General features: G+C 65.3%; 18 protein-coding genes. 5 read left to right on the forward strand and 13 right to left on the reverse strand.

Going from position 1 to position 25129, the window contains the following annotated elements:
- Positions 1-63: 63 nt before the first annotated feature.
- Positions 64-303, reverse strand: a complete 240-nt coding sequence (locus FHY18_RS14375; RefSeq protein WP_259156307.1) for a rubredoxin — start codon at positions 301-303, stop codon at positions 64-66.
- 23 nt (positions 304-326) lie between these two features.
- Here FHY18_RS14375 and thiE point away from each other — a divergent pair, with 23 nt between their 5' ends.
- Positions 327-950, forward strand: coding sequence for a thiamine phosphate synthase (thiE, locus tag FHY18_RS14380; protein WP_259156309.1), 624 nt, complete (start codon positions 327-329; stop codon positions 948-950).
- 780 nt (positions 951-1730) lie between these two features.
- Here the strand turns inward: thiE and FHY18_RS14385 are convergent.
- Positions 1731-4913 (reverse strand): TonB-dependent receptor plug domain-containing protein, encoded by a 3183-nt coding sequence (locus tag FHY18_RS14385; RefSeq protein ID WP_259156310.1) that lies wholly within the window; start codon positions 4911-4913, stop codon positions 1731-1733.
- 305 nt (positions 4914-5218) lie between these two features.
- Between FHY18_RS14385 and hemL the strand changes: the two genes are divergently transcribed.
- Entirely contained in the window at positions 5219-6508 is a 1290-nt protein-coding gene (gene hemL, locus FHY18_RS14390) for a glutamate-1-semialdehyde 2,1-aminomutase (protein WP_259156311.1), read from the forward strand.
- Positions 6509-7036: 528 nt separating this feature from the next.
- Complete coding sequence (locus FHY18_RS14395; RefSeq protein WP_259156313.1) at positions 7037-9805, forward strand: LuxR C-terminal-related transcriptional regulator; 2769 nt, start codon at positions 7037-7039, stop codon at positions 9803-9805.
- A gap of 151 nt (positions 9806-9956) precedes the next feature.
- On the opposite strand, the gene azu is transcribed toward FHY18_RS14395, so the two are convergent.
- The 6 genes from azu to FHY18_RS14425 form a co-directional block, all read right to left on the reverse strand.
- Complete coding sequence (gene azu, locus FHY18_RS14400; protein ID WP_259156315.1) at positions 9957-10406, reverse strand: azurin; 450 nt, start codon at positions 10404-10406, stop codon at positions 9957-9959.
- Between the two features lie 220 nt (positions 10407-10626).
- Positions 10627-11829, reverse strand: a complete 1203-nt coding sequence (locus tag FHY18_RS14405) for a pyridoxal phosphate-dependent aminotransferase (protein WP_259156317.1) — start codon at positions 11827-11829, stop codon at positions 10627-10629.
- Between the two features lie 30 nt (positions 11830-11859).
- Positions 11860-12363: a RidA family protein gene (locus FHY18_RS14410; protein ID WP_259156319.1), complete on the reverse strand. Its 504-nt coding sequence runs from the start codon at positions 12361-12363 to the stop codon at positions 11860-11862.
- Between the two features lie 23 nt (positions 12364-12386).
- Positions 12387-12812: a cytochrome c gene (locus FHY18_RS14415; RefSeq protein ID WP_259156320.1), complete on the reverse strand. Its 426-nt coding sequence runs from the start codon at positions 12810-12812 to the stop codon at positions 12387-12389.
- Positions 12809-14416, reverse strand: a complete 1608-nt coding sequence (locus FHY18_RS14420; RefSeq protein WP_259156957.1) for a flavin monoamine oxidase family protein — start codon at positions 14414-14416, stop codon at positions 12809-12811. Before FHY18_RS14420 ends, FHY18_RS14415 begins: the two co-directional genes overlap by 4 nt.
- 88 nt (positions 14417-14504) lie before the next feature.
- Positions 14505-16787, reverse strand: a complete 2283-nt coding sequence (locus FHY18_RS14425) for a TonB-dependent receptor (RefSeq protein ID WP_259156961.1) — start codon at positions 16785-16787, stop codon at positions 14505-14507.
- A 391-nt stretch (positions 16788-17178) separates the two neighbouring features.
- Between FHY18_RS14425 and FHY18_RS14430 the strand changes: the two genes are divergently transcribed.
- Complete coding sequence (locus FHY18_RS14430; RefSeq protein ID WP_259156321.1) at positions 17179-17796, forward strand: HAD-IA family hydrolase; 618 nt, start codon at positions 17179-17181, stop codon at positions 17794-17796.
- A gap of 350 nt (positions 17797-18146) precedes the next feature.
- Here FHY18_RS14430 and FHY18_RS14435 read toward each other — a convergent pair whose 3' ends face one another.
- Positions 18147-19373, reverse strand: a complete 1227-nt coding sequence (locus tag FHY18_RS14435; protein WP_259156322.1) for an acetylornithine transaminase — start codon at positions 19371-19373, stop codon at positions 18147-18149.
- Between the two features lie 72 nt (positions 19374-19445).
- Between FHY18_RS14435 and FHY18_RS14440 the strand changes: the two genes are divergently transcribed.
- Positions 19446-20318, forward strand: a complete 873-nt coding sequence (locus tag FHY18_RS14440) for an ion transporter (protein WP_259156324.1) — start codon at positions 19446-19448, stop codon at positions 20316-20318.
- An 800-nt stretch (positions 20319-21118) separates the two neighbouring features.
- Here FHY18_RS14440 and FHY18_RS14445 read toward each other — a convergent pair.
- From FHY18_RS14445 to FHY18_RS14460, 4 genes are all read right to left on the reverse strand, one after another.
- The gene (locus tag FHY18_RS14445) at positions 21119-22060 is read right to left on the reverse strand and encodes a YiiG family protein (protein ID WP_259156326.1); all 942 of its coding nucleotides are present in this window, start codon (positions 22058-22060) and stop codon (positions 21119-21121) included.
- A gap of 120 nt (positions 22061-22180) precedes the next feature.
- A complete protein-coding gene (locus FHY18_RS14450) occupies positions 22181-23152 on the reverse strand; it encodes a YiiG family protein (protein WP_259156963.1) in 972 nt (323 codons plus the stop codon).
- A gap of 352 nt (positions 23153-23504) precedes the next feature.
- A complete protein-coding gene (locus tag FHY18_RS14455; RefSeq protein ID WP_259156328.1) occupies positions 23505-24320 on the reverse strand; it encodes an NAD(P)-dependent oxidoreductase in 816 nt (271 codons plus the stop codon).
- Between the two features lie 125 nt (positions 24321-24445).
- Positions 24446-25105: a serine/threonine-protein kinase gene (locus FHY18_RS14460; protein WP_259156330.1), complete on the reverse strand. Its 660-nt coding sequence runs from the start codon at positions 25103-25105 to the stop codon at positions 24446-24448.
- Positions 25106-25129 lie beyond the last annotated feature (24 nt).

A 25129-nucleotide genomic window follows, 5' to 3' on the forward strand; every position in this document is an offset into this window, starting at 1 on the left:
CAAGAAGATAATTCCATTATTCTTCAGAGATAAGATCAATAAAATTCTCTGACCGGCATCTCTTCAGTCAATCTCCACCATCTCGAAGTCGTCCTTGGTCACGCCGCAGTCCGGGCAAGTCCAGGTCTCGGGCACGTCTTGCCAGGCGGTGCCGGGGGCGATGCCTTCTTCGGGGATGCCGTCGGCCTCGTGGTAGAGAAATCCGCAGACCACGCACATCCAGGTGCGGTAGGTGGTGGTGGATGTGTCGCTCATTGGATAATCGCGGTCACGCAACGGTGGGCCTGCATTGTCCCATCCCACCCACCTCTTTCGGAAGCGCTGTCATGCCCAACCGCCTCAACGTCCGCGGCGTTTACCTGATCACTCCCGATGAGCCCAACACGCAGCGCCTGCTGCTGCGCACCGCACCGTTGCTGCCTGCGATCGCCTGGCTGCAATACCGCAACAAGCAGGCAGACACGGCCCTGCGGCTGCGCCAGGCAAGCGCGCTGCGGGAGGCCTGCGCAGTGCACGGGGTGCCGTTGATCATCAACGACGATGCGCAGCTGGCCGCGCAGGTCGGTGCGCAGGGCGTGCATCTGGGCGAGGACGATGGCGATGTGCCGGCGGCACGCGCGCTACTGGGCGAGCAGGCGATCATCGGGGTGTCGTGCTACGACGAGATCGATCGCGCCCGCGCCGCAACTGCCGCAGGTGCCAGCTACGTGGCCTTCGGTGCGTTTTTCCCGACCACGACCAAAGTGACGACGCGTCGTGCTACGCCTGCGTTGCTACAGCAAGCTGGAGAGTTGGGAGTGCCACGGGTAGCGATTGGCGGCATCACGGCGGCGCAGGTGCCCGCGTTGGTTGCAGCAGGTGCCGAGTTGGTTGCCGTGGTCAGTGGCGTGTACGCCGCGCCGGATCCGGTCGCAGCAGTGCAGGCATATCGGGCCGGGTTTGCGCGGTAGCGTGGCTGGCAGACGACAGCGTTGCCCTCGACACGTGCTGTCCAAGACGCCAGACGCAAGACCATGAAGATTCCGAGTCGTAACGATGTTTTATGCAGTCGGAAGCTCAGGTCAAAAGCTTGGTCAGTCGAGGGCGCGGCGCCCTCACCGCTCGCGGGACACGCCATGAATCCGTCCGTGGAGGCTCGGTGGCGGCATCCATGCCGCCACACGGTCCCGCAATCGGTAAGGACACCGCACCATAGAGTCTGCAGGTCGCTTCGTTGAAAGCCTGCCTGTTGCTCGGCTTGCGTTAGGAAGCTGATCGGACCCGGCGTCATCCAAACAATGCACGTCATGCACTGCTTGCACCATGCATACCGACATTCTCGACTAGTCCTTGCCCGCCCACCGTCGCGGGATCTTACGCGGCATGGATGCCGCGTAAGAGCCTACAGGGGCGTACTTGCGGCGTGTCCCGCGATGGCAGGCGGGCAAGGCCCCTGCAGCCAAACCACAGATCAACCGCTCTGCAAGTGATCTGTCCGCATCATCCACCCCACTCAAGACAACCGAATGATCGAGTCGTCGCATCGGATAGATGCAGGCAAAGCTCAGTGGACCGAGGGCGCGCTGCCCTCGCCGCACCAGAATGTTGATCGTGACTCGGTAAAAAGGTCGCGCGGGTCGCGTGTCTTATCAAGGCCATTGAAGCTGATTGAAGTCCCATCACCGCAAAAAAAAGCAGCGACGCGTGCCATCACGCGTCGCTGCTGGTTTTGACTCCGTCGCCTGACGCGATTAGAAGTCGTAGCTCAGCGTCACCCGGCCCGAGCGCGGCGCCTGGTAGGCCACGACCTGATCCCAGAGCGGGTTGGTGGTGTTGTCGGGCAACTGCGAGAACGGGTAGATGTTGGTCGCGGTCTGCTCGTTGGTGATGTTGAACACATCCAGGCGCAGCGCCAGCTTGCCGTCGGCGAACGCCGGCTTGTAGGTCACGCCCATGTCGAGCTGGGCGATCCAGCCCAGGCGGCCCTGCGAGCCCGGAGGCGATGCACTGCCGGTGCCGGTTTCCGGGTTGTAGCAGTAGTGGTACGGCCCGCCGGTGATCGCACTGCCGCCGTAACCGGCCGGATCGCGGCCGCTGTACTCGGTGCCGTAGTAGTTACCCAGGCAGTTATGCGGTGCGCCGGAGATCAGGCTGAAGTTGGCCGAAGCGCCCCATTGCGGGTTGAACTGATAGAAACCGAACAGCTTGAGCTGATGACGGTGGTCGTTGGATTGATCGCCGTTGAAATGCTCCATCAACGCTGCATGGTCCCAGCTCTGCGTGGTCGAGACCGAGGCCTGGCCCTGGTAGCTGCCCAGCGCGCCGCCGGTGCGCCACAGGTCCGAACGCACCTGGCCTTCGGTGGTGCCGTAGCTATGCGACCAGACGTAATTGACCTTGGCGTACCACTTGCCGTCGAACGGGCGCTCCAGATTGAATTCCACCGCCGAGTAGTTGCGCTTGAACTTCGGGAAACCCGCCGCTTCGCGACTCACCGACACTTCGTGGAACTGACCGTCGGTGCCGATCACGCCCCAGGTGTTGGTCTGGCCCGGATTGATCAGCGATGCGCCGGCCACCTGCGAGAAGTCGATGGTGACACCCTGCGCGGCCGCGGCGTTGATCAACGCGGTGTTGGAGACGTCGTAGTTCTGATCGTCGATGCCGGCATTGAGCCGACGATGCGTGCCGCGTACGCCCAGCACCCAGCCGGTGTCCAGCTGTTTGGTGAAGCCGAGGATGACTTCGTCCTGGTTCTCGCCCTCGATGTCCTTGACCACCGCGGTACGCACATCGGCGATGCGACCGAAGCGCGAGTTGGCCGACACCGCCGACCCCAGCTGCTGCGCCAGGATCGGCGTGCCGTCGGCGTTGATGCCGCTATAGGTGAAGTAGGTATCGGTGGTGGTGGCCGGGGTGAACAGGCTCACTGCCGACAACGGCAGACCGAGGTAGTAACGGCCGACGTTGCCGAACACCTTCAGGCTGGAATCGCCGTTGACGTCCCAGCTGAAGCCCAGGCGCGGCGCCCAGGCATTGTCCACTTCGATGTAGGGGTCGCCGAACGGGGTGTAGTTGGTGAATTCGTCCTTGCGCAGGCCCAGGCTGAGCAGCAGGTTGTCGGTGACCTGCCACTTGTCTTCGATGTAATAAGCGCGCTGTTTGGCCTCGTACGAATACAGGCTGGTGTTGATGTTGCGTACCACGTAGTAGCCGCTGGAGCCGTTGACCGGATCGACCAGGCCCGGGCTCGGTGCACCGATGCCGCCGGCTTCGTTGGCGGACTGGCTGACCAACCCGCCGGTCGCCAGCCCGTTGGGATCGTTGGTCTGGCCGTAGGTCCACGCAAAGCCCGGACCTGACAGCACCGAGCCGACATCGATGCCTTCGGACTTCTGGTTGTCGATACCGAAGTTGAGCGTGTGATGGCCGATGCGCCATTCCAGATTGAGGCGCTGATTGTCCTTCTTGTACTCGCGGTCGGGCGAACTGACCGACGTTACCAACTGGTTGCCGATACGCGGCGTACCGCCGGTGTACGCCGGATTCTGCAGCGCGGCGCTATTGATGACGGGCCCGCCAGCCGCGTTGTAGTTGAACGGGGTCAGCTCGTCGGGCGTGGTCATCTTGCCGTACAGCGCAGTCACGGTGAGGTTGTCGCCGAGGTAGCCGGTGTACTTGCCGGTGAACAGGGTCGGACCGGTTTTCCAGGTGGATTCATCGGTGAAATAACTGCCGCGCTGGCGATTGACATAGTCGTAGCGGTAGATCGACCCGTTGGTCTCGGCCTCGTCGCTGGCACCAGTCACCTCGATCAGGTGGTTGTCGGTGATGTTCCAGTCCACCTTGGCGTACCAGCGCTTCTGCTTGTAGTCGTAATCGGTGAGGCCGCCGGTGCGGCCGTTGTCGGTGTCGCGATTGGTGCCCACGCGTACGCCGTCCGAATCGACCTGCTCGGCGGCCAGGAAGAAGAACAGCTTGTCCTGGATGATCGGCCCGCCGACATAGGCGCTGTAGGTGGTCTGGTTGGCTTCGGCCTCGCTGGCCGGCTGGTACAGACCGTTGGCCGCGCGCGCATAACGGTAGGCGGCGTTGTTGACGGTGCTGCCCTGGCTGTCCGGGCGCCAGTAGATATCGCGCTGGTTGGCGCGCAGACCGTTGGGCTCCCAGATGACGGCGGCGCCGAACTTCCACTCGTTGGTGCCGCGCTTGCCGATCTGGTTGATCACACCGCCATTGGAGCGGCCGAACTGCGCGCCGTAGCCGCCGGTAAAGATTTCCTGCTGGTCGATGGCGCCGTACGGCAGGGTCAGGCCGCCCAGGTTGTTGCTGATGGTGGTGGTGTTGAAGCCGTTGAGGTAGTAAGCGTTTTCGCTGGCGGCCGAGCCACCGAAGCTGGGCAGCGAGCCGCCGAGCGGTCCGTTGTCGAAGCCGCCGCTGTTGACCACCACGCCCGGCGCCAGCAACGCGATCGCCTCGGCGGTACGCCCCAGCGGCAGCTGCGCCAGCTGTTCGGAGGTGACCACGGTGCGGGTGTCCACGCTGCTGACGTCGATGGTGGCGAGGCTGGCGGCACTGACGGTGACGCTGTCCAGGGTCTGCAGGCCGCTCCCCGCGGCGCTGGCGGCAGCAAACGACACATCGGTGTTGGCGCCGACGGTGATGCTGACGTTTTCGCGGGTTTCCACCACCGCGCCGTCGCGTTTGACCGTCACCTTGTAGGTGCCCAGCGGCAGATTGCCGGCGGTGTAACGGCCGCGCGCATCCACCGGCACTTCGCGACTGAAACCGCTGTTGTTCTCCACCAGCACGCTGGTGCCGCTGCTCTGTCCCACGCTGCCGACGATGCTGCCGCTGGTGGACTGCGCGTGGACGCTCCCCATGGCCACGACCAGCGCCAACGCCAAGGCACGCTTCTGGATACTACGGTTCATGCTTTCTCCCCAAGATGGACACTGCCGGCAACGCGGCTAACTGAACGGGGCCAACGGCCACCGGAATCACACTTTCTGAACATCGGCAGCCGGGCGCCAATGACCGCACGCCATCAGCTCATACCCAAAATGTCGATACCGTCGCGTTCGATCATAGGCAGCCAAGTTCCCCTACCCGGCGGCTCCGACGGGTAGGCGGGCCACTGTCGGGTAGGCGCGCGAGCCCGCAGGCCTGACAATGGCGGACGCGATGCCCGCTACCGGGCATCGCTGCCCCCATCGATATTCCTCAAGGATCTGCGCGCATGAATCACACCCGCTCCCACGCCCTGTTCGCCCAGGCGCAGACCCTGTTGCCCGGGGGCGTCAATTCCCCCGTGCGGGCGTTCAAGTCGGTCGGCGGCGAGCCGTTCTTCGTGGCGCGCGCCGACGGCCCGTATCTGTACGACGTCGACGACAACCGCTACATCGACTACGTGGGCTCGTGGGGCCCGATGATCGCCGGCCACAACCACCCCGCCGTGCGCGAGGCGGTGGAACGCGCCATCCGCGATGGACTGTCGTTCGGCGCGCCATGCGCCGCCGAGGTCACCATGGCCGACACCATCACCCGGCTGGTGCCCTCGTGCGAGATGGTGCGCATGGTCAACTCCGGCACCGAGGCCACGCTGTCGGCAGTGCGCCTGGCGCGCGGCGCCACCGGGCGCAATCGCATCGTCAAGTTCGAAGGCTGCTATCACGGCCACGGCGACTCGTTCCTGGTCAAGGCCGGCAGCGGCATGCTGACGCTGGGCGTGCCTACGTCGCCGGGTGTGCCGGCGGGCCTGAGCGAGCTGACCGCCACGCTCAGCTTCAACGACTTCGAAGGCGCCACCGCGCTGTTCGACGAGATCGGCGCCGACGTGGCGGCGGTGATCATCGAGCCGGTGGTGGGCAACGCCAACTGCATACCGCCGCTGGCCGGCTACCTGCAGCATCTGCGCACGCTGTGCACGCGGCATGGCGCGCTGCTGATCTTCGACGAGGTGATGACCGGGTTCCGCGTCGCGCTGGGTGGCGCGCAGGCGCTGTACGGGGTGACGCCGGACCTGACCACCTTCGGCAAGATCATCGGCGGCGGCATGCCGGTGGGCGCGTATGGCGGGCGGCGCGAGCTGATGGAGCAGATCGCGCCCTCCGGGCCGATCTACCAGGCCGGTACCTTGTCGGGCAATCCGGTGGCGATGGCGGCCGGCCTGGCGATGCTGGAGCTGGTGCAGGAACCAGGCTTCCACGCCCGCCTCAGCGAGGCCACAGGCGTGTTGTGCCAGGGACTGGAAGATGCCGCGCGCGCCGCCGGCATCGCCGTCACCACCAATCGGGTCGGCGGCATGTTCGGGCTGTTCTTCACCGACGAAATCGTGGACAGCTACGCGCAGGCCACCGCCTGCGACACCACCAGTTTCAATCGCTTCTTCCACGCGATGCTGCAGCGGGGCGTGTACCTGGCACCGTCGGCGTACGAAGCCGGCTTCATGTCCAGCGCGCACGACGCTGCGGTGATCGACGCCACGCTCGCGGCCGCACGCGAGGCGTTTGCGGACGTGGCACGCTGAGGTTTGGGTCGAAACCTGCAGCAATGCAGAGCGTCTCGCACGCATTGGCAGCGCGCGGTCGCGCGCCTGGCGCGCTTGCTGCCTGGCGTGGGTTTGCATCCACCGGCGAGGCGACAGTGCCTGGGCGAGCGGGTATCTGCCGGCGCGCCGCCGTTGCCGACGGCGCGTGGTTGCAGGGCAGAACATCAGCGAGGTTGCCTGGCAGCGGGAATTCCCGCTTGCGGGACGTGCATCCTGCATTGGGTGAATACGCAGGCGGGCCCGCGCGTTCCTTGACCCCGCGCACAACGCGCAGCATTTCTCGCTGCGATGGCGCTCACTGAGGGCCACGCGCTTTGCTTTTGTCTTGCGGCTGTCATACCTTTCTGAAAGGTGCTCACGGATGGGCATGGGTGGGGACCCTCGAAGCAGCCGATCCGTCGTTGTCGCCATCGCGGTGACATGCCGGCCGTCGCCGCTGTTTCACTTCCGTTGTGCAGCGTGTCGAGCCGACGCGCCGCTGACGCCTGCCACGGCCGCCCTCGCCTCATGCTCAAGCCTGTTGCGTTGCTCACCCCGCGCCCGTCACCGTCGCGCGACCATGCTCTTCCCGATTGGCTGCTTGCCAGCAAGCTGGAGCCGCCACTGCCGCGCCCGGGTGCGGTAGTGCGCGAGGGATTACTCACCGCGCTGGATCAGGCGCAGTTGCGCCCGCTCACGCTGCTGCTGGCCCCGCCGGGGTTTGGCAAGACCACCCTGCTTGCGCAATGGCATGCGCGTCGACGCGCGCACGACGATGCGGTGGCGTGGATGTCGCTGGACGAAGAAGACGCCGATCCGGCGCGTTTTCTCGGCCATCTCGCATTGGCGCTGCAGGGTGCCGGCGCCGATCCGGCGCTGTGCGCCGGGGTGATGCACAACCGCGACCAGGACCCACGCGATGCGGCCACCGTGTTGATCCGCGCCTTGCGCAGCGCACCGCGTCGTATCAGCGTGATCCTCGACGACTACGACCGGCCCGGCAATGGCCCGGTCGATGAGCTGGTATTGCGCCTGGTCGAACACAGCGGCGGGCGCCTGCATCTGTTGCTGGCCACGCGCCGCGTGCCGGCATTGCCGCTGGCGCGGCTGGATCTACAGGCGCAACTCGGCCGCCTTGGCAGCGCGCAACTGGCGCTGGACAACGACGAGGCGCGCGCGCTGCTGGGGCCGCACATCCCCGCACCGGTGGCGGACGAACTGCTGCGCTACACCGAAGGCTGGCCGGTCGCGCTGTATCTGGCGCGACTGTGGCTGGAAGGCGATGCACAACGTCAGCAGGAAGTGACCGCACGTTTTTCCGGGCGCAGTGCGCAGATTGCCGCATACCTGGCCGAACAGGTGGTCAACGACCTGGATGCCGACACGCGCGATCTGTTGTTGCGCACCAGCCTGCTCGAGCGCGTCAACGCCGCGCTGGCCGACGCCGTGCGCCAACGCGACGACAGCGGCCGGCTGCTGGCGCGGCTGGAACACTTCCACGGCCTGCTGGTACCGCTGGATGGCGAGCGCGAATGGTTCCGCTATCACCCGTTGTTTGCCGACTTCCTGCAGCAATTGCTCGATCGCGACCACCCGGGCCAGGCCGTGCACCTGCATCAGCGCGCAGCGCGCTGGTTCGGCGAGCACCAGCATCTGGCCGACGCGGTGCGCCACGCCGCGCGTGGCGACTGCGGCGACCTGGCCGCCAGCTACATCGCGCGCGCCGGCACCTGGCAGTTACTGCTGACCCACGGCATGCATGCGGTACGCGCGTTGCTGCGCCATTTCGATCATCGCAGCATCCGCGACACGCCGGCACTGAATCTCACCCAGGCGTACCTGCACCTGAAACTGGGTGAGTTCAGTCATGCACGCCTGTTGCTGGAACGCTTTCGCGATTTCCCCGCCGCCGTGCGCGAGCCGCTGCAGCGCGACTACACCGTGGTGGTGGCGTTGTTGCGCGACCGCCTGGACGAAATCTGCGGCAATCCGCACGGCCTGACCCAGATTGCCGCGCAGGCGAACGCATTGGACGAAGACGATCATCTGGGCCGCGGCACCTTGCTGTGCATTTGTGCAACGACCGCGCAGGCGCAGGGCGGGTTTGCGGTGGCCGAGCGCTATGCGTTGGCTGCGCGCGATGCGATGCACCGCGGCGGCAGCGATCTGGGCGCCAGCCAGGCGTTGCTCTGGCTTGGCCAGAGCTTTTTCTACCGCGGGCGGCTCGGCGACGCCGAAGCCTGTTACCGGCAAGCGCTGCACTGGTGCACACGCACGCCGCAACTGGACCGCGTGCTGGAAGCTGCCGGCAGCTGCCTGCTCGCGCAGGTGCACTACGAGCGCGGTCGCCACGACGATGCCGCCGACCTGCTGCATCCGGCGCTGGAACTGCTCGAGCAACACGATGGCAGCGCGGACGTGCTGGCGGCCGCGTACGACACCGCGCTGGGCCTGGAACGCGTGCGTGATCACAGCGGCCGCAGCGCGCTGGTGTTGCTCGAGCATGTCGAGCAGATCGCGCATGGGCGCAAGCTGACGCGGCTGTCGGAGCTGGCGTCGGCCTGGCGACTGATGTTGCTGCTGGAGCATCCCGGCAACGCCGCCATCGACGTGGTGATCGCGCGCACCGGCGGGGAATCCGGGCTGGCGCATACCCTGCGCTCGGCGCATCGCTGGCGCGATCGCGCGGCGATGGGCTTTGCGTTGGCGCGGTGGCATCGCCTGGCCGGGCGCAGCAATGCGGCGCTGACCATTCTCGGCCAGATCGAGCAGGCCTGTCTGAGCAACGACAATGCCTGCCATCTCGCGCGCACCCGCGCGCGCATCGCGCTGGTCCTGCAGCAACGCGGCGAGCTGCTCGCCGCCCTGCCGCATTTGTACAGCGCGCTGGACCATGTGGCGCTGACGCAGAGCTGGCAGGCGATCGTCGAACTCGGTTTGCCCGCCAAGGCGATGCTGCGTTCGCTGCGTCAGCACGACCCGCATACCGTCGGCGGCACCACGCGCGCATTGACCATCCAGGCGCTGCTTGAACGCCTCAGTGGCGATGAGGATCCCGCCAGCGATGTGTTCAGCGAGCGCGAACTGGAGGTGCTGGCGCAACTGGCGCGCGGTTACTCCAACAAACAGATCGCCCGCCACCTGCACCTGTCGGAAAACACGGTCAAATTCCATCTCAAGAATCTGTATCGCAAGCTCGACGCGCGCAGCCGCGAAAGTGCCCTGGCGCAGGCGCTGCAGCGCGGGGTCTTGCGCGGCGAGGACATGCAACACGCCGCGGATGTGCCGCCGCATTGAGCGGCGTGCGCATCATGCGCGGCCGATGCGCACGCCGCTCAATGCGAAGAACAACACGCTGGTGCGTGGCGATGCGCTGGCTATCGTCGGATCGATGCAGATGCGTCAGCGCCGCAGAGGGCGCTAGAGACAGGCTCCCAGTGCGCCACCATCAGCCAAAACTCAGCGTGCCCTTCATCATCGCCCAGTGCCCGGGGAACGAGCAGAAGAACGTGTAGGCGCCGCCCTTGGTGAGCTTGCTGGTTACGAAGCTGACCGTGGTGCTCTCCCCGCCACCGACCACCTTGGTATGCGCGATCACCCGCGCATCGGCCTTGGGCAGATAGCTGTCGGCAATGGTCGAGCGCATACCGGCGTTGGCCACCGCCTGGAAATCGGCGGATTTAGTCAACACCCAGTTATGTCCCATCACCGTGGCCGCCATCTTGCCCGCATGCTTGAGCGTCACATCCACCTGGGTGCAGTCGGGCGCAATGGTGATGGCGCTCTGGTCGAACTTCATCTGGTCGTTGCCGGTGATGGTCACCGCGCAGGTCCGCGCCCAGGCCGAGGGCGCCATCGCCATCACGCCAAGCACGGCAATCGTCGAAAACAGCTTCAAGGCAGTCCTCCTGCAATAAGTAAAGCGCGGTGCGTGCAAGCTGCCGACGCTCGCGCCTGCGTCGGTGCCGTCAGAGTACCCCTTGCCATCGCCAATGCAGTGCTGCGCCGCCGCACGATCAACCGCACGCGGCGATTCAGATGCGCCGACGACTGACCGCCAGCGCATCAGGCGATAGCCACGCCGGCACGATCACCGCGCGGCAGTGGCACCCACGACGCTACGCATAGCGGAAGAAGTCCCGCATTGGATCGTGCACATCGGCCGTGGCCTGCGGCACAGGCAACGGGCCACGCTTGCCGGCCATCACCAGCACGAATGCCTGCTTGAAGCGTGCCATCTCCGCCTCGGTCCCTACCGTGATCCGCGACCAGGTTGGCCACACCGGCCAACTGCGCCCGATGAACACGCCAAAGGTGGCCATGTCGTCCTTGAAGCCGGCAGCAGGTCGCTTCACGTCGACCATGAAGCAGTTGCTCTCCGATGCGGTACACGCGTAACCCTGCTTGATGAGGAAATCGATGACGTCCTGGCGCGTGGCTGCGGTGCGTGCACGGCGCTGCGGCACCAGATCCGGGTCGCGCAAGCTGGCAAGACCCGCAGCGGCCGCCGTCACCGGCAGGCTGTTGACGCTGTAGAACATCAGCTTGGCAAGCAACTCCGGGCGCGCGGCCGCGTAGCCAAGCCGGATCCCGGCCATGCCGTAGAGCTTGGAGAAGGTGCGCAGCACCACCACGTCCTCGCCGGCAGCAACCATGTCCACCACGCTGCTGGTGCTGCGCGCGAAGTGGATATAGGCCTCGTCCACCACCAGCACGCTGCCCTTGGGCTTGTGCGCCAGTGCGTAGTCCAGATCCTTGCGGGCGGTGACCGAGCCGGTGGGATTGTTGGGGTTGCAGATGTAGATCACGCCGGCATTGGCGTCGGCTGCGCACATCGCCTGCACGTCGTGCGAAAAATCCTTGCGCAACGGCACCTTGATCACCTCGGCGCCATTGCGCGCGGCAGCGCGCCACCCCGATTCGTAGGTCGGGTCGGCCGTCACCAGCGCGGCGCCTGGCGAGGTGAAGGCCAGCATCGTGTAGTCCAGCGGCTCGGTGGAGCCGGCATAGGCCATCAGGTGATCGACCGGCAGCTTGAGCTCGGCCGCCAGCGTGGTCATCAATTCCATCTGGACCTGCCGCAGATAGCGCCCGCCTTGCGGTGCGATCTGCGCAATGGCCCTGACTGCGGCCGCAGACGGGCCATCCGGGAACTCGTTGGAGCCGATCATCACCGGCGCCAGCGCGCCTGCGGTTGTTGGTTCAATGGCCGCAGTGCGTTCGGCGGCGCTGGCAAGCAGCGGCAATGCACCGGTCCCGGCGGCACCGGCAAACAGGGCGGAATCACGCAGGAATCTGCGACGCGATACGGCAGTGTTCATGGCACTCTCCAGCAAGGCAAAGACGCGACTTCAGGGACGCACGGCAACCACTTCGATCTCGACGCGATACAGCGGATTGCCCAGCGCAGCGATCTGGAAGGCCGAGCGCGCCGGCAGATTGGGCTGTTCCTTGGTGCCGAAGAACTGGCGGTAGCCTTCCATGAACCCGTTGAAATCCATCTTGCCGCCCATCGCCGGGTCGCCGACCAGAAACACCTGCATCTTCACCACATCGCCCATGCCCAGGCCCAGCGATTTCAGTTGGTCCTGGATCTGTTTCAGCACGCTCACCGTCTGCGCCTTGGTGTCGCCGTACGCGACTGCAGAGTCCTTCGGCGCGCTGGTGTCCACCACCGCAGGCACTTTGCCGCTGACATACACGGTGGCCTTGCCGGCAGGGATTTCGACCGCCGCGGCAATGGGAAAATCGCTGTTGGGAATCTTGTGGCGAATTACCTCGGCAGCAGTTGCGGCGCTCAGGCCTGCAGACAACACGACGGTGGCAACGAGGGCGGTGGCGATGGGACGGAACATGGCAACTCCTTGGAAGAAAGAATTCAATGGCGCAGCAGCTTGACGTCGTCGGCGGTGACGCGCTCGGCATGGTCGTTGCCGAAATGGGTGCGTACATAGCTCACCACCTCGGCCACCTGGCGATCTGTGAGCATGTCGCCAAATCCCGGCATGCCGGCGTGACCGTCGAGCACCATCATGGTGACGTAGGGCGCAGCCGCCAGCTTGGGATTGCCCGCAAGCGCCGGGTATTCGCCGGCGCCCTGCGCACCGCTGCCGGCGGGCATGTGGCAGCCCTGACAGACCGCACGATAGACATGCTCGCCGGATGCGGTGGCGAACCCCTTTTGCGGATACAGCGCCGTGGCGTCGGAACTTTGCGCCTGCGCATCGCGCAGGCCGGGAGGGAGCAGCGCCGCGCCGATGACCAGCGCAACGGCCGCAGCAAACACGCGTGGCAACAGATTCATGCGCGACCTCCCCCGGCAATGACCTTGCGATGCAGGCGGCCGACGACATCGTGCGCCGACAGGATCGCGCCCTCCTGCCAGGCCGGGATATAGGACACATGCTCGCCCGCCAGCGCCAGGCGGCCATCGATCTGGCAGAGCGGCTCGTAGTGCTCGGCACGCGCCTGTTCGCTCCACATGCCGAAGCAGCCATGCGTAAACGGCACGCGATGCCAACCCACCGCAATACCGTTGTCGAATTCGCGCGGATATTGCGGGTGCAGTTGCGTTCCGTATTCGACCGCCTTGCGCACCCGCTGCTCCGGAGACATGGAGGTGAATTGGTAGGCATCCAGCCCCCACACATACGCCCCCAGCAGCACGCCCTTGCCGGAGCTGTGGTAACCGGTGCTGGGATAGCTGATCAGGGTAATCGGCAGATCGGTGTAGCTGATGCCGCCGTAGATGGCCTCGTCCTCTTCCCAGAAGCGCCGTTTGAATTGCAGGCCCACCTTGACCGATGCGGCATACGGCACGCTGCCGATCGCGGTGGTCATCGCGTCGCTGGCGGTGGTGGGAATCCGGCTGAGCACTGACAACGGAATCGTGCAGATGCACCAATCGGCACTGGCCACGCGTTCCTCGCCGCCGCGCGTGGCATCCTGCCAGGACACACGCACGCCGCTGCCGTCCTGATCGATCTTGGTGACCTTGGCGTTGTAGGTGATGGCATCGCCGAGCTGGCGCGCGAACGCCTTGCCGATCTGGTCCATGCCACCCACCGGCTGAAACATGGTGGTCTGCATTTCGTAGTTATTGCCGGCCGCCAGCGTGGTCCACAGGCGCGAGCGCAATACATCCTGCACGCTGAAGGGTTCGGAGAATTCCGGCTTGCCCGACAAGCCGCCACCGGGGTAGCGCGCAAAGCCGCGCCGCTCGCTGCTGTCCTTGCCTTTGACGTAGCCGAACTTTTGATCCAGCGCGCCCCAGGTGCGCAGCGATTCGAGCAGCAACTCCTGGTCTTCGCGGCTCACAGCCGTATCCAGTGCGTGCTGCTGCGTGCACTTGGCCAGCAGCTCGGAGACATGGCCCTTGTAATCGGCATCGATCGCGCGGAATCGCTGCGGCTTGCCATCGAAGCCGTTCTGGCTATGCAGCAACGCGTTGTAGTTGACCTGGTTGAAGGCTTCCAACGCCACGCCGAACTGCTTGCAGTAACTCAACACCGCCTTGTGATGGTGCGGAATACGCCACGGCCCGGGGTTGAGATACAGCCCATCGTCGAACTGGCAGTGCTGCGTGGCGCCGCCCAGTTCCGTATAGCGATCGCCGCCGCGCAGCGTCCAGTTACGGCCGCCGGGGCGGCCGTTGTATTCCAGCACCTGCACGCGATATCCAGCCTTGCGTAATTCGAAGGCAGCGGTCATCCCGGCCAGCCCCGCGCCCAGAATCAGCACGGACGCGCCCTTCGGGTCGCCATCCAGCTGCAGTGGCCCGGTGAAGCGCGATTCGGCCGCCATGCCCAGGCTGCTCATCGCCTGATACATCATCGCGCCGCCAGCGGTCATGCCGATGCGCGCCAGCAATTGCCGCCGCGTCATCGCCCCAGTGTGATTGCCTTGCATCAACGCGTAGTCCTTGCATGTCATGGATCAAGTGCGACCGACGAAAACACATGACGCGGCCGGCAATGACGCCGGCCGCATCACCACCTCAGAACTTGTAGGACAGACTGGCGAACAGCTGGCGCGGTGCGATCAACTGGTACGAGCCGGAGCTTTCGTTCGGGAACACCGCACCGATCGCATCGTCCTTGTCGAACAGGTTGTAGACCGACAATTGCAACCGGCCACCGGCAAGAAAGCCGGCATCGCCGCCTTGATAGCCGACGCTGCCGTTGACGATGAAGGTGGCATCCACCTGGTCGGTATTGAGCGTGTCGCCGTAGCGCTTGCCGGTGTACTTGGTGTCGAGATTGGCGAAGAAATGTTCGCCTTCCCAACCGCCGTTGACGCTGAACATCACCTTGGGCGAGTCCGGCACCTCGTTGCCCTCCACCCGCACCAGGTTGCCGCTGACCGGGCCGAAATAGTTGTCCTGGAATTCGGACTTGTTCCAGGTCAGCGACGCCCCCAGCCGCCAGCCCGGTGCCGGTTTCCACATGCCGGACACTTCCGCGCCATAGGTCTGCACATCGCCGACATTGGCGTAGACAGTGGGCGCAACCACCAGCGGGTCCGGATCGGTCAGTGCGATGATGCGGTTCTCGTAATCGATCTTGTAGGCGGCGATATAGCCGCTCCACTGGCTGGATTCGGCGCGGATGCCGATATCGATGTTGGTGGATTCCTCCGGCGCGATATCCGGATTGAAGGCACCGGAGGTCAGCGCCAGCCGCGGTGCCGAGCTGAAGTTTTCCGCGTAGTTGGCGAACACCTGCACGCCCTCGGCAAGCTGGAAGCTGGCGCCGACCTGCGGCTGGAACCAGTCGCTATTCTTGATGGTGACATCGCGGCGCACGCCGACGTTGAAATCATCGAGATTGGCGATGCCGTTGTAATCGCGTTTGACATCCAGCCCCTTGGCGCCGAACTCCATGGTGAGCCGGTCATCGAGCAGGCGCAGCGTGTCCTTGATGTAGAGCTGCTTCACCTCGGTGGAGAAGTGATTGTCGTAGTAGATAACGATCGGCAGCGAGCCCTTTAGCAGTGCGCCAGTGGCTGGGTCCAGGTTGTACAGCGGCCGCACCTGGTCGAAGTCGTAATTCTCGTACCACGCACCGACTTCGAGCTTGTTGTGCTCGGTCTCCCACGACACTGCAGTGGTCATGCCGTAGCGATCGCCGCCCATGATTTCCTCGCGCCGCGTCATCGCACCGACGCGGGTGACATTGCCATCGGCATCGACGATCTGCGGGTCGTTGATGGCGATATCGGTGCGCCCGGGCGTGCCGGCGATGGCGTCGTTGTACAGGCCGGTGGCCGTGCTCGGCGGCGTGCCTCCGACGCCATAACCATGCTTGTTCTCGTAGTAGCCGGTGAAGGTGACACCGATCGCATCGTTGAACAGGAAATCGCCATGCAGGCTCAGCAACGAGTCGCGGCGGCCGTTCTGCCATTCGCTGTAATGCTCGGCATCCACTTCCGGATTGCCGGTGATACGTTCGTGCAGATCCCACGCCACCGAACCGTCGGAGTTGTACGACTGCACGTCGTAGTCCTTGCGGTTGTTGTAGATCCAGCCCAGGGTCAGGCTGCCCACGTCCCAGGCCTGGCGGATCTTGGCTTCGAAGTGATCGCTCTTCTGCGTGGCCGGCTCCATGTCCCACACGCCGCCCTGCGTGCGCGATGCGGAGATGTATGCACTCGGCCCGCCGTCCCACCAATTCGGCGTATCCAGGCGGACAAAGCTGCGTACCAGATCGTCCGAGCCGATGGTCTGGGTGAGATTGCCGCTCCAGGTATCGCCGCCCTTGGGCGGAAGACTGGTGTAGCGGATCGCACCGCCGAGTGCGTGGTACGACGGCTGGGTGACATCGCCGGAGCCGGCCGACACGGTGACGTCGAGCAGATTCTCGCTGGACACGTAGCGGGTGATCGGGCCGCCTTCGCGGGTGTCGAAGGTTTCGATCGGGATGCCGTCCAGGGTCACGCCGATCTGGTTGGCGGAAAAGCCGCGGATGGTCATCGAGTCGCCGAACTCGTACAACCCGAACGGGTCGGTGGTCTGCACATTGACGCCGGGCAGGCTGGCCAGTAGCTGCTGCGGTGCCACGCCCGGCACCTGGGCCTGGATCTCGTCCATCGAAATGGAGGCGGTGGTGCGCGTGGAGCCGGTGCCGACCACGCTGACCGCGTCCAGGGTGCGCGCCTCCTGCGCCAGGACCGGCAGGCTGTATGCGCCAGACATCAGCAAGGTCATCGAAGCGAGCGTGTGGCGACGCGTGGCGGCGGTGAGAATGGCGGCCATCGCGGCCGCCAATTGATCGGTGTTCAAGCGCTTAGGCATGCAATCGACCCCTGGAAGATGGTGCGTGCTGAGTGACCGGACCCGCTCCCCAAGACCGGCTGACACCGCGACTGCGGCATGGATCGACCATACCCAGCGCGGTTGCGCCGCAGATGCGGTGCGGAGGGTAGGGTCTGCGCGTGCGGGTAGGTTGTTTCCGTACTGGAAAGTTTGAATACGCAGCGCAACTGCCCGTGTGGCGTGCTCGTGCAGGCGCCGGGCGTTGGCGATCGGGCGTTCGCACGTGCCGTGCGCGGGCGTATGAGCTCGCGCATCACGCGCCTACCCGTTTGCGCCTTTGCGGGCATAGCAGATCCCGTACGCTTGCGATGCAGCGGCAGATCGACAACGCTGCGATGCCCACCTCGCGAGCATGCCCATGCCGTCTGCCCCTCCGTCCTTGCTGCTGCTGGATTTCGACGGCGTCTTGGCCAGCTATTCGCGCCCACGCCGGCTGGCCGCATTGGCGAGTGCTGCGGCATGCCCGCCGCAGCGGGTGCAGCAGGTGCTGTTCGAGCAGGGACTGGAGCGCGCCTACGATGCCGGCGCCCTCGACACGCAGGCCTACCTGACCCAGTTGAGCGAGGAGCTGGGACATCCGATCGACTGCGCCACCTGGATTGCGGCGCGCGTGGCAGCCTGCCGAGCCGACCCCGCAGTGGTGGCGCAGGTGCTGGCGGTGTCGACGACCGCCGCGGTGGCGGTACTTACCAACAACGGCCCGCTGATGACGGAGGCGATCGCGCGGATCGTGCCAGCGCTGTTTCCGCTGTTGCAGGGCCGCGTGTTGTGCAGCGGTGCGCTGGGCGGCAGAAAACCGCAGCAGGAGGTCTATCAACGCGCGCTGGCGCAGCTGGATGCGGACCCGGTACGTACCTTGTTCGTCGATGACCTGTTCGTCAACGTCCGCGGCGCCCGTGCCGCCGGATTGCATGCCGATACCGTGCGCGATGCGCGCGCCTTGCGGCGGGTGTTGAAGCGGTATGGGTTGGGGTGAGATTGGGGATTGGGGGGCGGCTTCGTGCGCCCCCTCATCCGGCGCTGCGCGCCACCTTCTCCCGCCGTGCGGGAGAAGGACAGGCAGTCGAGCTGCCGCTCAGGCCCCTTCGCTGGGGGCGAGAAGGCGCGGTTTGCGCGCCACTGGCGCGCGTGCCCTGGAGCGCCCGCGTCGCAAACGCGGGCTGGGGCGCGGAGCGGGGGTTGGGGTGAGGGAAAGGGTTGCGACGCAGGGCGCGTCCCCTGCTACTGCCTTACGCGCTCCACAAACAACAAGCGCACACAGGCCTTCCCTACCCTCACCAATCAGCGCCCTACCAGCCACCACCACGCAACAGACCCAGCAACCACTCACCGCTGCGCGGCGTACTCGGCAATCGCCAGACGCAGGCGGGCCAGGCCGTCGGCCAGCTCGGCGTCGGTCAGATTGAGTGCCGGTACGAAGCGCAGCACATCCGGGCCGGCCTGCAGCACAAGCAACCCATGCTTGGCCGCCAGATCCAGCAGCGCACCGGCCTGCCCGGCATGCGCCGGTGCCAGCACCGCACCAAGCATCAACCCGCGCCCGCGCACCTGTGCGAACAGGCCGAACTCGGCATTGAACGTCTCCAGGCCGGCACGCAATGCCGCCGACTGCCGCTCCACGTTCTCGGCAATCTGCGGCGACGCCAGCTTGCGCAACGCCACGCGCGCCACGGCGGCAGCCAGCGGATTGCCGCCGAAGGTGGTGCCGTGCGCGCCGAACTGCATGGTCTGCGCCACCTTGGGGCCGGCCAGCATTGCACCGATCGGGAAACCGCCGCCCAGCGCCTTGGCCAGCGTCACGATGTCCGGCGTCACCTGCTCCTGCCAATGCGCGAACAAGGTACCCGTGCGCCCCATGCCGCATTGAATCTCGTCCAGCACCAGCAAGGCATCATGCCGATCGCACAGCGCGCGCACCTGCGCCAGGAAGCCCGGCGCAGCCGGCATCACCCCACCCTCGCCCTGGATCGGCTCCACCATCACCGCGGCCACGTCGCCGCTGGCCATCGCCGCTTCCAGCGCCGCCACATCGTTGAAATCCACATAGCGGAATCCGCCTGGCAGCGGCTCATAGCCTTCCTGGTACTTCGGCTGCGCGGTGGCGGTGACCGAAGCCAGCGTGCGGCCGTGGAAGCTGCCACGGAACGTCACGATGACGCGCTTGTCGGCCGGGCGACCCTGAGTGCTGGCCCACTTGCGCACCAGCTTGATGGCCGCCTCGTTGGCCTCGGTGCCGGAGTTGCACAAAAAGACGTTCTCGGCAAACCGCGACGCGCCGACCAGCTCCTCGGCCAGCCGCAGTGGCGGCTCGCTGTAGAAGATGTTGCTGGTATGCCACAGCTTGCCCGCCTGCTCGGTGAGCGCGGTGACCAGATCCACATCGTTATGGCCCAGCCCGCTCACCGCGATGCCGGAGGACAGATCCAGATACTCGCGCCCCGCATCGTCCCATACACGACTGCCCTGCCCGCGCTCCAGCACCACCTGGCGCGGGCGATACACCGGCAGGTAGTAGTGCGCAAGGGACAGGGGCGAATCGGCAGCGGTGCTCATGATGGTGGGTCGCAGAAGCGGAGGGAGAACCCGCATTCTCGCGCATTCGCCGGCCTGCGGCACAATGCGCGCATGCGCCCTTTCTCCGATCCCCAGCTCACTCCCGCCACCGACGACGGCTGGCGCCGGCAATGGTTCGACATCATCTACCGCCACGACACCCGTCCATCGCGCAATTTCGATCTGATGCTGGTGGTGGCGATCCTCACCAGCGTGGTGGTGATCATGATCGACAGCGTGCCGCGCATCCATTCGCATTCGGCGCACTGGCTGGTGCCGCTGGAATGGGCATTCACGGTGCTGTTCACCATCGAATACGCGTTGCGCCTGGCGGTGGTGCGGCGCCCGCTGCATTACGCGCTCAGCGTGTGGGGCGTGATCGATCTGCTGTCGATCCTGCCCAGTTACCTATCGTTTTTCGTGCCCGGCGCGCAGACCCTGCTGGTGGTGCGCGTACTGCGCATCCTGCGCCTGTTCCGCATCCTCAAGCTCACCCGCTACATCCAGGAAAGCGGGCAACTGGTGGACGCGTTATGGCGCAGCCGCCGCAAGGTGCTGGTGTTCCTGTTCACCGTGCTCACCATTACCGTGATCGCCGGTGCCACCATGTACATCATCGAAGGCCCGCAACACGGCTTCACCAGCATCCCGACCAGCATGTACTGGGCCATCGTCACCATGGCCACGGTGGGCTTCGGCGATCTGGTGCCACAGACCACGCTGGGCCGCTTCGTCACCTCGGCACTGATCCTGATCGGCTACAGCATCATCGCCGTACCCACCGGCATCTACACCGCCGAACTGGCCACCACGCTGCGCGAAGGCGGCCACGCCGGCCGGCGCGACGTTCGCAACTGCGCGCGCTGCGGGCTGGAAGGCCACGCCACCGACGCGCGCTATTGCCGGCAATGTGCCGAGCCGCTGCCGGAGATCGCCAACGGCTGACGCGGTACTGCGGACTTAATGCGACGACTGCGGCCACCGATCGATGGCCGCAGTCGACGTTGCGATTCCCATCGGCACACCACCAAGCTGGCAGGTGCGGTGTCGTTACCGATTGCCGGACCCTTGGCAGCATGGATGCCGCCGTGGAGCCTCCGTGCACGGATTCACGGCATGTCTCGCAAGTGGTGAGGGCATCGCACCTCCGACGATCTGAGCTTCCGCCTGACTCCAAAGACCGCAGCGATCAGAAAACCCGGTGTCTTGTTTAGGAGTGGTCGGATCATGCGGATAGACCAGTCGCAGAGCGGATGATCTGTCGCTTGGCTGCGGGGCCCTTGCCCGCCCACCATCGCGGGACACACCGCAAGTACGTCAATGTAGGCTCTGGCGCGGCATCCATGCCGCTCAAGGTCCCGCGACGGTGAGCGGACAAGGACCAGTCGAGACGATCGGTGTTCGGGTGCAAGCAGAGCATGACGTGCGCGTTTCTATAAGAGCACGCCTCATTAGTCATCCAAGACAAGCCGAGCAATGAGCAGGCTTTCAATGAAGCAACCTTGAAACTTCCAGGTGTGGTGTCCTCGCCGGTTGCGGGACCGTGTGGCGGCATGGATGCCGCCACCGAGCCTGCAGGGGCGTACTTGCGGCGTGTCCCGCGAGCGGCGAGGGCACCGCGCCCTCGACCAACCCTGCCTGGAAACATACAACGGCGCTGAAGTTCCAGATCGTAGCGTCGTTGAAGCCTGCGCAATCACCCGCGCGATGCGCTGACACAACGCGACAGGAATGCATGCACAGCATCAATGCGACATGCGATTACTCATGTCGATCAGATCGTTGTAGCTGGCCAGCACGGCCTGGCGCGTGCCGCCCGGTGGAAGCGAGCCACTTTCCAGCAGCATCTGCTCGCTCTTGTTCAATGGTGTCTTGGTGCGGATACGCTCGACCAGTCGTCCCGACTCGCGCGCCAGCTTGTCGGCAGAACGTTCCATGTGGCCCCACATGGCATCGCCCTGGCCGACCTTGGCCTTCTGCGCCTCTTCCAGAATGCCCTGGTAGCGTGCGAGCTGGGATTGCGCTGCGGCAAGATCCGGCGCGTCGCTGTCGAGCACCTGCACCAGCTGCTTGCCTTCGCCGATGATCTTCAGGTGATACCAGGAGGCACTGCGACCCTCTTCCTTTTCGATCGCATCGATCTGCGCCTGGCGACGCATGTCTTCGTTGCGATCCAGCGCCGCATTCATCGCTTCGCCCGCCTCGAAGAACGCTGCATAAGCCTGCATCAACGGCGCATGCAATGCACGCATGCCCTTGCCTTCGTCGCGCAGATAATCCTCGCGCTCGTAGTACCGCGCCGTTTCTTCGATGCGCTCGTTGAGCGTGGCAAACCGTTGCTGATACGTCTTGGCCACCGGGTCGAGTTCGGCGTTGGCCGGTTGCTGTGCCAATGCGGCCGTCATCGGTGCGCCGCAGGCCTCGACCCGATGCGACAGCACCGTGCCCGGCCCACGGATCGTGTCTTCCTTGCCGGTGGGCCCGGCCTGCGGATCCTTCATCCAGCCGGTGTAGGTCTGGTAACTCTCGTGCAGCGGCTGCTCGACACCGTTGAAGCAGGCGATGTAGGCATTGACCTTGTCGGCATCGGGCGCAGCGGCGACCGGCGCCTCTTTCTGGCAGCCGGCAAGCAGCACGGCAAGTGCGACAGCTGCGCTGAGCGGTGCGTAACGACGTGGATGAGGCATGCGATGTTTCCTGTGCAGTGGTGAAGAAGTGAGCTGACCCGAGCGATGGCCGATCGCGCGCGTCGCCGTCAGCGCGGTGCGGATGGCCGCACGCGCTGTATCGTGCAATGACGCTGGCAGTTACTGGCGATTGCTCTCGGACACCAGCGCGTTGTAGGTATTGAGCAACTTGCGCGGCGATCCTTCCGGGGCCAGCGAGGGACTATCGAGCCATCCCTCTTCGATGCGGCTGTAGGGGGTCTTGTCGACCACGCGCTTCACGCGCGACTTGGCCTGCCTGCGGAAGTCTTCCGCAGCGGTTTCGAAGCTGTTCCACTTGAGTTTGTCCGGCTCCTGGTCGGCCACCTTGGCATGCGCCTCGTCCGAGAGCCGGTTGAAGCCCTCCAGCAGCGTGTTTGCACGCGCGATGTCGAACCGATCTTCCTGCAGCACGTCGGTCAGTTGTTTGGCATCGAGCATCATCGACAGCCGGTAATACTCGCGCGTGCGTCCCTGCTCGCGCTCCAGTATCTTGAGCATTTCGCGATGCGCTGCATCGTTCTGCGCTTCCAGCTCGGCGCCGAATGCGCTGCTGGCCTGCGCATAACGCTCCAGCGCCGCCATCAACGGCGCGTGCAGTTGCTTGCCCTTGGCGAACTGGTCGTCTTCGTAATCCTGGCGCGCGTAGTAATCGGCCACCTGGTGGCTGATCGGCCGCAGCGCCTGCAGGGCCGTGTGATATTGCCGGGCCGCCGTGTCCAGTGCCGGTAGCGACGGTTGCGCGGCGGCGGCCGCACTGACCGGCGCATCGCACTGCTTCATGTCGAAGTCGCTGATGTCGTACGGGCCGGCAACGCGCGTTTCGCGCCCGCTCGGGCCGGCGTCCTCATCGTCGATCGAACCGATGTAATGCTTGGCGCCGGCATGCACCGGCAGATCGACAAGGTTGAAGCAATCGATATACGCACCGAGTTTGGCGTTGAGTGCGTGCTGCGCATCGTGCGGCACATCGGCGCCCTTGCTGGCCGCCGCGTTGCCGGTTGGCGTGGTCTGTTTGCTGCAGCCGGCGCCAAGCGCAAGCACGAACAGGGCGGGCGCAAACGCACGCGGCATCGGGAACACAGGCAAACGTCCTTGTTGGAAACGGTTTCAGCCGCGCACGATAGCAAACTGTGGTGTGAAATCAGCGTGCCCGGGATCGTGGTGGACGCCGGCACTCGTCTGCACTGCATGCGGCGATGCGCGCAGGGGAAATCGGTTTTGTGTTGAAGAGTGGCTTACGTGTGTGCATCGATGCATCTGCGCACGACGCCTGCATCGCGCTCGGAGCGACAAAGACCACAGCGCGCAATCGCCAGACGGGTACGGACGGCGCACCGCAGCACCGCACCGTAGAAGCGGCACAGGCTGCACCGAGCACCGGCCGTGCCCGCCTATCGGTGGGCACAGGCGTTGTGTGGGCCGCTCAGTCGAGAAACAGATCCGGCAACAGGCTCCGCGACGGATCGACCGCATAGCCGCTGAACTCGGTGACGCCGGCCTGCGTCAACACCTCATCATCGATCAGGAATTGCCCGTGGAAGTCGGCCGCGGTGCGCGTCAGCACCGCATGCGCGGCGTCGGCCACGATTTCCGGGCGACGACAGGCAGCGGCGTCCACGCCCGGCAGCATGTTGATCGCATCGGTGGCAATCACCGTGCGCGGCCACAACGCATTGATCGCCACGCCCTGCGGGCCGAATTCGGCGGCCAGCCCCAGTGTCACCAGGCTCATCCCCATCTTGGCCAGCGTGTAGCCGGTATGCGCGCCCCACCATGCCGGGTTCAAGGACGGCGGCGGCGCCAGGGTGAGAATGTGCGGATTGGGCGCCTTCAACAGATGCGGCAGGCAAGCCTGCGCGCACAGGAAACTGCCGCGCGCATTGACTTGCTGCATCAGGTCGAAGCGCTTCATCGGCGTGTCCAGCGTGCCACGCAACCAGATCGCGCTGGCGTTGTTGACCAGGATATCGACACCGCCGAAGGTCTCGACCGTGGCGGCCACGGCCGCACGCACCTGCTCCTCGTCGCGGATGTCGCACTTGAGCGCCAGCGCCTGACCGCCTGCCGCCGTCACCGCCTCGGCCGCGCTGTGGATGGTGCCTGGTAGCTTGGGATTGGCCACCGCCGATTTCGCGGCAATGACCACATTGGCTCCGTCGCGTGCAGCCCGCAGCGCGATCGCAAGACCGATCCCGCGCGAGGCACCGGTGATGAAGAGGGTCTTGCCTGATAACGTCATGGGATTAGGGAGTCGGGATTGGAGATTCGTAAGAGCTTATTCTTTCATTGCTCCTACCGACCAACCCACCGCTCAAGCCATACGCTCTTGCGAATCCCCAATCCCGAATCCCCAATCCCTGCCACTCAGGGCTTCGGCCCCTGCCCTTCGTTGTCTTCCCAGTGCAGCACGCGGCGGGTCACGAAGCGGTAGACCGGTTTGCCGGTGGCGAACCACAGCTCGCGCACCCATGACCTGCGCTTGAGCACGCGGCGTTCCACCGGGGTGATCGCGGCCGGGCAATACATGCGCTTGTGCTTGAGCAGGTGACGCAGGTCCTCGCGTGCAAGCAGACGCATCCAGCGCGCGCGTGGGTGGCCGCGCACCGCCAGCTGGAAATCGATCACTGCCGGGCTGCCATCGTCCTGCACCAGCCAGTTGGCTTCCTTGGCCAGATCGTTGTGCGCCACGCCGCACCGATGCAGCTGCTGCAACAGCCGGCGCGCCTGCCTGAAATACGCCAGGTCGCCGCGCGGCGGGCGCTGGTACATCGCATCGCCGGCCAGATAGCTGCGGTCCAGATGGCGCCCATCCCAATGCAGCAAACGTGGCGTGTGCGGCAGGCCATCCAGCTGGCGCAGCGCCAGCGCTTCGCGCCGCGCCAGCCACCAGGCCACACCCCGCAGGCCCCAGGGCGCCACGCTCAGGTCGCGCCGCACGAACACCCGGCCGGCGTCGCGGATCAACAAAATGCGCCCGAACGTATCGGACTTCAGCGGCAGATTGCCTGCGGGCTCGTGACTCATCCCCCATTGTAGGCGGGCGGCCGG

The sequence above is a fragment of the Xanthomonas sp. 3793 genome (assembly GCF_024806835.1).
Lineage (GTDB): Bacteria > Pseudomonadota > Gammaproteobacteria > Xanthomonadales > Xanthomonadaceae > Xanthomonas > Xanthomonas arboricola_F.